The sequence below is a fragment of the Nonomuraea diastatica genome, assembly GCF_004349015.1.
In the GTDB taxonomy this organism is placed as follows: domain Bacteria; phylum Actinomycetota; class Actinomycetes; order Streptosporangiales; family Streptosporangiaceae; genus Nonomuraea; species Nonomuraea diastatica.
Genome location: NZ_SMKP01000312.1, coordinates 1 through 7,184, shown reverse-complemented (window position 1 = coordinate 7,184; position 7,184 = coordinate 1). Strand labels below are relative to the sequence as shown.

Annotated in this window: 8 protein-coding genes and 1 pseudogene; 5 read left to right on the top strand and 4 right to left on the bottom strand. The window is 65.9% G+C overall.

Annotated features, from left to right (window positions below):
• Positions 1–117 precede the first annotated feature (117 nt).
• Together E1294_RS50270 and E1294_RS50265 are read left to right on the top strand one after the other, a co-directional pair.
• Positions 118–453, top strand: a pseudogene (locus E1294_RS50270) (IS701 family transposase); the annotation flags it as partial.
• A 263-nt stretch (positions 454–716) separates the two neighbouring features.
• The gene (locus E1294_RS50265; protein ID WP_132519919.1) at positions 717–944 is read left to right on the top strand and encodes a hypothetical protein; all 228 of its coding nucleotides are present in this window, start codon (positions 717–719) and stop codon (positions 942–944) included.
• A 442-nt stretch (positions 945–1,386) separates the two neighbouring features.
• Here the strand turns inward: E1294_RS50265 and E1294_RS56885 are convergent, their stop codons facing one another.
• On the bottom strand, positions 1,387–1,677 hold the full coding sequence (locus tag E1294_RS56885; RefSeq protein ID WP_281284629.1) for a GNAT family N-acetyltransferase: 291 nt from the start codon (positions 1,675–1,677) through the stop codon (positions 1,387–1,389).
• On the opposite strand from E1294_RS56885, the gene E1294_RS50255 reads away from it, so the two are divergent.
• The gene (locus E1294_RS50255; protein WP_132519913.1) at positions 1,653–1,886 is read left to right on the top strand and encodes a hypothetical protein; all 234 of its coding nucleotides are present in this window, start codon (positions 1,653–1,655) and stop codon (positions 1,884–1,886) included. The two genes, E1294_RS56885 and E1294_RS50255, sit on opposite strands and share 25 nt — an antisense overlap.
• A gap of 470 nt (positions 1,887–2,356) precedes the next feature.
• Here the strand turns inward: E1294_RS50255 and E1294_RS50250 are convergent, their stop codons facing one another.
• The 3 genes from E1294_RS50250 to E1294_RS50235 form a co-directional block, all read right to left on the bottom strand.
• Positions 2,357–2,623, bottom strand: coding sequence for a hypothetical protein (locus E1294_RS50250; RefSeq protein ID WP_132519910.1), 267 nt, complete (start codon positions 2,621–2,623; stop codon positions 2,357–2,359).
• Between the two features lie 27 nt (positions 2,624–2,650).
• Positions 2,651–2,893: a hypothetical protein gene (locus E1294_RS50245; protein ID WP_132519907.1), complete on the bottom strand. Its 243-nt coding sequence runs from the start codon at positions 2,891–2,893 to the stop codon at positions 2,651–2,653.
• 490 nt (positions 2,894–3,383) lie between these two features.
• Complete coding sequence (locus E1294_RS50235; RefSeq protein WP_132519904.1) at positions 3,384–3,878, bottom strand: hypothetical protein; 495 nt, start codon at positions 3,876–3,878, stop codon at positions 3,384–3,386.
• Positions 3,879–4,261: 383 nt separating this feature from the next.
• Here E1294_RS50235 and E1294_RS50230 point away from each other — a divergent pair, with 383 nt between their 5' ends.
• Together E1294_RS50230 and E1294_RS50225 are read left to right on the top strand one after the other, a co-directional pair.
• A complete protein-coding gene (locus tag E1294_RS50230) occupies positions 4,262–5,437 on the top strand; it encodes an MFS transporter (protein WP_132519901.1) in 1,176 nt (391 codons plus the stop codon).
• A 244-nt stretch (positions 5,438–5,681) separates the two neighbouring features.
• Positions 5,682–5,936: a hypothetical protein gene (locus tag E1294_RS50225; protein WP_132519898.1), complete on the top strand. Its 255-nt coding sequence runs from the start codon at positions 5,682–5,684 to the stop codon at positions 5,934–5,936.
• Positions 5,937–7,184: the final 1,248 nt, after the last annotated feature.

The following is a 7,184-nucleotide window of genomic DNA, read 5'->3' as shown; positions in this document are numbered from 1 at the left end:
CTACAACACCCGAAGGAGGCATTCCACCCTCGATTACCGCAGCCCGATCGACTACGAGCAGCAGACCATCGATAGAGTGCTGCTCGCCGCATGACAGCCGGTGTCCACATGTCGGGGCGAGCCCCCGTCCGCCTCTATCACGCGATCCTGCGGCACACTGTGCTGGTCATGGCCGCCCTGGCCATCTGCGCCGTCACCGCAGCAGCCGCCCGCCGCCGCACCGACACCCAAGCACCACCCCCGACGCACCCTGATCAGGCTCCGCCGACCGATCCCGGCATGATCCCGCTGACCGTCGCCGAGATCAAGCGCCTGTTCAACGCCGCCACCACGACAACGCGATCACTCCTGCACGCCGCCCATTGGTCAGCCTGGCGACGACGACACCAGGCCGGCGCCCGCTGGTTCCACCAACGCGCCCGCCTGGCCACCGCATATGCCCTGCTCAGCTAGCGAAATGCGGCTGCCGTACTACGGATGGGACGACGGCAGACGGGCAGGCCAAGGGTGATGCTGGCGGGAACATGCGCATCCTTCGTAAGCCGTCGCCAACGTATCCACGACATACCAGAAATATACCGCCGCACTCTATGGTTACATCCACAACCTTGGCAGGACATCCAGGATGCTATCCGGTGATTGTCGGGTGTTCACTCGACATTTATTCGGCCATCGTTGAACTAGCCTCTAGTATCAACTTCGAGAGAAGGCGTTTTGTGAAGCGATTCTTTACGGTTGCCATGCTGGCAGCAGTGACGTGTTTGACGCTGACGGTCAACGCGGCCCCGGCCAGCGCAGATACTTTCGTGAAATACTACCCCTCTAGTAAGGCGTGCTACAAGGCCGCCAAGATTATGAACGCGCTCGCTATCGGGAAAACGAAGTACTATTGCTCGTCCAATTCGCGCCTCGCCATCTATAAAGTGATGCGTGTGACGAAATAGTGCGGTTGTCTGGCCAGACAACATATGTGCTCAATCGATCCCCTCGGATGCTTCACACCGAAGCGATCAGAAGTCGCTGCCGGTAAGCGGCCAAGTGACAAAGTGAGTGACACCAAGGGTGCCCAGAGTGACCCGGCGGCACACTACGATGCACATGAACAGACGGATTGACCTGGCAATACGCAAGGTGGAGCGATCAACTCGAATGCTTCGCATCGAAGGGGTCAGGGGTTCGAATCCCCTCATCTCCACCAGGGGCCGTTCTTGAGACGGCTGGACCGAAGTTGACGGGGATCCCGTCTGATCATCGAGATCAGACGGGATCTTGTCGTTTCAGGAGTTTCCGAACCGGGTTCGTCCCGGTTTGGTAGCAGCGGAGCAGGTGTCCTGGAAGGCGCGGGTGGTGTCAGGGCGCTGGTGGAGGTCGGATTGCGGCCAGTCGTTAAAGAAGGCGCTCCATCCACAGCGAACTGAGGTACTGACCGTCCTTGACGGCGTACTCGTGGAACGTGCCGACCTCTGTGAAGCCGAACTTCCGATGCAACGCGACCGATGCGTCGTTGGGCATGGCGATGCCTACAACGGCCACATGGATCGGCTCGTCGGCAATGCTGTCGAACAGCGCCCGATACAGCGACGTTCCCACCCCCAAGCCCCGGCAACTGGCATCGATCGCGACGCTGAGCTCAACCGTCTCCCGGAAGGCACGTGATCCCGGTAACGCTGACTGCAGGCATAGCCCACCACCCGACCGTCTCGTCGAGCCACGAGCAGCCGGTAAGGGCCAGCGGAGGAGAACCGTTCGAACCAGGCGCGCCGCTCATCCACCTTGATCGGCCGGGCGTCGAAAGACGCGATCGAGTTCGCCGCCACATCGTTGAGGAGATCGACAATTCCGGGGAGATCACCCTCATCCCCGATTACAACATCAACAGGCCCTGAACCCTCAAGCATGCTCAAATCGTTCATATGCCACATTTCTACCAAACCGGGTCTACCTCGCTACCGCCGGAGTTCAGCCCGCCAGCACACCATCAACGAGAAGGCGGCGGAAATGCCCGTATCTCTCGCAGCTACCGTCTGGGAAACGATCACTCCCCTTCCGAGAAGCGATCTTCTCAGCCCTTCCTGCACACCAGGTCAACCCCATTCGTGAACACCCCACCAGGGGCCGTTCTTGAGACGGCTGAACTGAAGGTGACGGGGATCCCGTCTGATCATCGAGATCAGACGGGATCTTGTCGTTTCAGGAGTTTCCGAATCAGGTTCGTCCTGGTTTGGGAGTCGCGGAACGGGTGTCCGGGAAGGCCCGGGTGATGTCAGGCCGCTGGTCGAGGTCCACGTTCGCGTCGCTGAGCATGCCGACGCCGACTCCGGGCTGGGTGTTGCGACAAGGTGATCTGAACTGCGGGTTATGGGGCCGGTGGCGGCCGGCTCCGGCCCGGGAGTGGCGTGTGGTCGATGTGCTCTGCGGGGAGCTTGAGGACGTCGGCGGGTGTGTCGAGCTCGTCTGAGGGCTGATGGTTGTGGCGCCACTGGCCGAGGAAGTGGTCGTTGGCGACGGTGACGAGCAACGCGACCAGGATGGTCTGGGCGACGCGGCCGTGGGCGAGCCGGTTCTTCGGGTCACCCAGGTCGAGGTCGTGGCTTTTGAGACGGCCGTTCAGCCCTTCTGTCATGGCCCTGACCGGGGAGTACGTCCCCCGTCACGAGGGGCTGAGATAGGGCAGGTCCTGGCGGAAACTGTCGAGGTGGCCAAGGTCGCCGGGGTGCAGGGTGATGGTGTGCTGGTGGCAGATCTTCGGCAGTTCGCCGGTCTTGTGATCGGGTACCGGGGGCAGGACGCGGGGTTTGGCCGCAGGGTGGGCGGCTCGCTGCCGGGCGTCGGTCAGGTCGACCGCGAGCGCGCGCCCGGGCCCCGCGGGACCTGGCCGACAACCCGCAGGCATGGCCCGATGCGGACCTGTCCGGACACGTCGCCGCAGCCGCCGTCCAGCACGTCGCCCGTCACCTGACCACAGCCATCAACGCCCAGCAGTTGAGCCTCCGCGCGTTGGCCGCCATCTCCGGAGTCAACCGCCAAGCCATCGCCGACCTGCTGGCTGGCCGGGCCTGGCCACCGTCGCCTGCCTCGGCCACGCCATCGGGCAACCGTTGTGGCCTGACCGCGACGGCGGAAGCTCGGCCCGCTGATCACGATCGTGTGCGGCGCGCTGGGGACATCGCCGTTCCTTTCCTCGCCCCAGCCAGGCCTCGGCGATCACTGGATCGCGGGCAGGGCAGGACGAAATTACGGCTCGACGTCCCGAACGAACGCGCACTGCATTACGCCCGGAAACGCGCGAGCCACCATCAGTTACCAGTAGGGCGCTCACGCAACCCCGGTGCCGCCGAGGGGCAAACTCGGCGGCACCGACTTATCCGGACCGAACTGGGCTTTTATTCCTCGTCGGTTTCGGCGGCTCTCTTCACGGCATGGCCATTGATCCCGGTGGCGATCGCGAACAGCCCAGGCTCGGCCTGGGTCAGCCAGCCAGCGACCACCAGCTTCTTGAGCCTGGCCCGCGTGGCCTCCACCCGGCCCCGCGCCTGCGGCTCGCCCAGCGCCTGGGCCACCTCCTTGGCCTGCATCGGCCGGCCCGCGCTGGTCATAGCCGCCACCACCTGCTCGTCCGTCCCGGCCAAATCGCGCCGATCCGATGGCGCCCGGCCCTCCGGGGCCAGCCCCGGAGGGCCGGGACGGTGGCCTTGGGCGGACGGCCTGATCGCCTCTTGGGCGCCGGACTCTTCGGCAAGGAGCGGCTCTATCACTTTGCGCGCAACGGCCAACTCGCTCAGCCGCTCCTCCAACGCCGCCATCTGCTCACGCAGCTCGGTCAGCTGGCGTCGGGCCGCGGACTCGTCTGCTGCCAAACGCTCCAACAACGATGCCATGCCCGCCCCCGATCTCGGCGACCACACCCACCCTGTCCGCAAACTCTGCGACCGCAAACAGTCACGGAGAGCATGCAAAGAGTAACTTTAGATGGTCGTGTGTCGCCGGTGAAGACAGATGCGCAAACCTCAGCGTGCAAAGTGGCCAGCTCGGCCGGCCTCTGCGGCGAGGTCGCCGGGCTCGTCCTTCGGGAGCCGGCGCTTCGCAGGCCAAAGGACCGAAAAATCCGGCCAGAGTCGATCTATCGGTAGCGACGGCCGCACGAGCACTGACGGTGCACGAGTCATGGCGACGGTTGCGTCCGAAACGTGCCAGTGCCCGCTACTTCATCACTGCTTGGCTGGGTGCCTTCACGCCACGCGCACCTGCCTGAACGGGAATCATGTCCACCACCACGCTCGCCCGGCCCCGCTCGCCCTTCATCAGCTGGCTCGCGATCACCTCGCTCATGCTGGGCATCTTCGCCATCGTCACCAGCGAAATCCTGCCCATCGGCCTGCTGACCGCCATCGGCGCCGACTTCGGCATCTCCGACGGCATCACAGGGCTGACCATGACACTGCCCGGCATCGTCGCCGCGGTCGCCGCACCCACTGTCACACTGACCACTGCGCGCCTGGACCGCCGCATGATGCTGTGCGTCCTCATGGCGGTGCTCGCCGTGGCCGACGTGCTGGCCGCAGTGGCGACCTCCTACTGGGTCATGCTGATCTCCAGGGTGCTCGTCGGCCTCACCATCGGCGGCTTCTGGTCGATCGGGGCCGGGCTGGCCGGCCGCCTGATGCCGCCGCACGCCGTCGGCACCGCCACCGCTGTGATCTTCTCCGCCGTGCCACTGGGTTCCGTGCTCGGCGTACCGGCCGGCACCTTCATCGGCAACCTCGCCGGCTGGCGAACCGCCTTCCTGGTCCTGGCCGTGCTAGCCATCCTGGTCCTGGCCGCCCTGCTGATGCTGCTGCCGCCACTGCCCGCCCACCAGATCACCAGCCCTCGCGTCCTGCTCGACATGCTGCGCACCCGGGGTGCCGCAATCGCCCTGCTGGCCACCTTCCTCATCGTCTTGGCGCACTTCGGCACCTACACCTACGTCACGCCCTTCCTCCAGGACGTCACCGGCCTGCCTCCCGCAGCCGTCAGCGCCGTCCTGCTGTCGTACGGAATCGCCGGAATCGCCGGAAACTTCCTGGCAGGCAAGGCCACCGCCACACGCCGGCGAGTCGCCTTCGCGACCTCCGGCTGCCTGATCGCGGTCACCACCCTGCTGCTGCCCTCCGTCGGCGGCTCAACCGTCGGAGCCGTGGTGTTGCTCATGGTCTGGGGCCTGGCCTACGGAGGCGTGCCCGTCTGCTCGCAGGCATCGTTCATCACCGCCGCCCCTCACACGCCCGAAGGCGCCACGGTCGTCTTCACCTCCTCCTTCCAGGCGACCTTCGCCCTCGGCGCTTTCCTTGGCGGCCGCATCGTCGACGCCTTCTCGGTCTCCACCGTAATGATCTGCGGCGGGCTGACCGCTCTGCTTATGGCGGTATCCCTATGGTCGCTCACCAAACCCCACTGAGCCGGTGCCTTGCATCCGCACAGCCGACAGGAGCCACAGCTAAGCGTCCAAACAGCCCAACCCTGGGAAACGATCAACCGGCGAGATGAGTGGCTCGGGTGCTGTCACGCGGTCGTGTGGGCGTGGTGAATGGCCTGGTAGGCATGGCGAAGCCCTCGGCCGGGACGGTGTTGGATGTCGATGACCCGAATTGTGGCTTAAGGGTCTGGTGGGGGTTTCCCGGCTTCGGCGGGCGGACGCTCGGATGTCCGTCATCGGGGACATCGTCGTGATGGACGGCGGGGCCGGGGTTGTGCTGGTGACGCCAGACGTCGAGGAAGTGGGCGTTGGCGACGGTGACGATGAGAGCGATCAACAGCGTTTGGGCGACGCGGCCGTGGGCGAGCCGGTTCTAGGGGTCGCCGAGGTCGAGACCGTGTCCCTTGAGTCGGCCGTTGAGGCCCTCGGTCATGGCACGAGCACTTTGCAGGTGGTGGTGATCCAGGTGGGGCTGTGGTAGGCCAGATCCTGGTGAACTTGTCGAGGTGGCCAAGGTCTTCTTTGCGCAGGGTGATGCTGCGCTGGCGGCAGATCTTCGGCAGTTCGCTGCTCTTGGTGTCGGGGACGGGTGGCAGAACGAGGGGTTTTGCGGCTGGGTGGCGGCTCGCTGCCGGGAGTCGGTCAGGTCGACTGGGGTTGGGCGGCTGGGCTCGCGCTGGTGGAGGCGGTCGAAGCGGGGGCAGGTGAGCGACGGGGAGGTGCCTGCTGCCGGGCATCGGAAGCGGGGGGTGGTGCCTGCGTTCGCGCTCTGTGTGAGGCGCAGCAAGTACGGCTCTCGGGCGGTGATCAACGCGGCCAGTTCGTCGAAGGGGTCACGGATGGCGGCACCGTCCAAGCCGGTGGTGGCGCGGGCGAGCCGGTCGGGAATCAGCGGGCAGGCCAGGGAACCGTCGATGAGCAGCGCGCCGTGGATGCTGCCTTGGAGGCCATCAGGCAGACGAGCACCGCCCGGATCGGCACTTCCGGCGGTCCGGGGGCGTGGGCCGAGCTCGGCGTCAATCAACGGCATGACGCCGGTGTCGTCCAGCAGCCGTCCGGTCCGGCTCCGTCGAGGCAGGCGCGATCCCCTCCAACGACACAAGGCCTGGCCCTGCGCGCTCGCTCGCGGCGGGCTGCGGCTCTTCGGCCGGTCCCGCCGCGGCGGCGCGCGTGCCGGCAAGCCGGCATCTCCGGTAGAAGGCGGCAGGAGTCGCCAGGCGCTGCACTCTCTTCATGTATCCACGCCCCAGCCCAACGATCGACGAGACCAGGACGAGCAGCCCGCAAGCCTCAACCGTGACTGCGCCTGGGGGAGACGGACGACGGCCGGCTGCACGACGATGCGAGGGTGAAGGGCGGAAGACCTTGGGGCTCTGCCCCAAACTCCGGCCCTCCTCGGAGAGGCGGGACGACCACGCGGATTCAGTCCGCAGGTGGAGTCGGGTTGAGGTCCGTAGTGGTCATCTCCTCGCCGGGCACCACAAGTGACACCAGACCTGCCGCACCGGATCGAGCAATGCTTGAGACCTGTGGATCGGTCGGGAAGGGGTGTACCTTCCCGATGATCATGCGAGTTCTCAAGACATGACCGACGCGCCAACGTCGGTCGGGAAGGCACACCCGTGCTCACCGTAGTCCCTGGCCCCGCCGGCGGCGACCGCGAAGCGTCCGCCTCCGGCACCTCGCCCGCGCTGATCGACGAGCTGGTACGTGAAGGCGCCCGCCGGAT

What these genes read in the sequence shown, in the direction of transcription:
- E1294_RS50250 (WP_132519910.1), bottom strand. Translation starts at nt 2,623, where the DNA reads ATGACAGAAGGGCTGAACGGCCGTCTCAAAAGCCACGACCTCGACCTG.
- E1294_RS50245 (WP_132519907.1), bottom strand. Translation starts at nt 2,893, where the DNA reads ATGCCTGCGGGTTGTCGGCCAGGTCCCGCGGGGCCCGGGCGCGCGCTC.
- E1294_RS50235 (WP_132519904.1), bottom strand. Translation starts at nt 3,878, where the DNA reads ATGGCATCGTTGTTGGAGCGTTTGGCAGCAGACGAGTCCGCGGCCCGA.
- E1294_RS50230 (WP_132519901.1), top strand. Translation starts at nt 4,262, where the DNA reads ATGTCCACCACCACGCTCGCCCGGCCCCGCTCGCCCTTCATCAGCTGG.
- E1294_RS50225 (WP_132519898.1), top strand. Translation starts at nt 5,682, where the DNA reads ATGTCCGTCATCGGGGACATCGTCGTGATGGACGGCGGGGCCGGGGTT.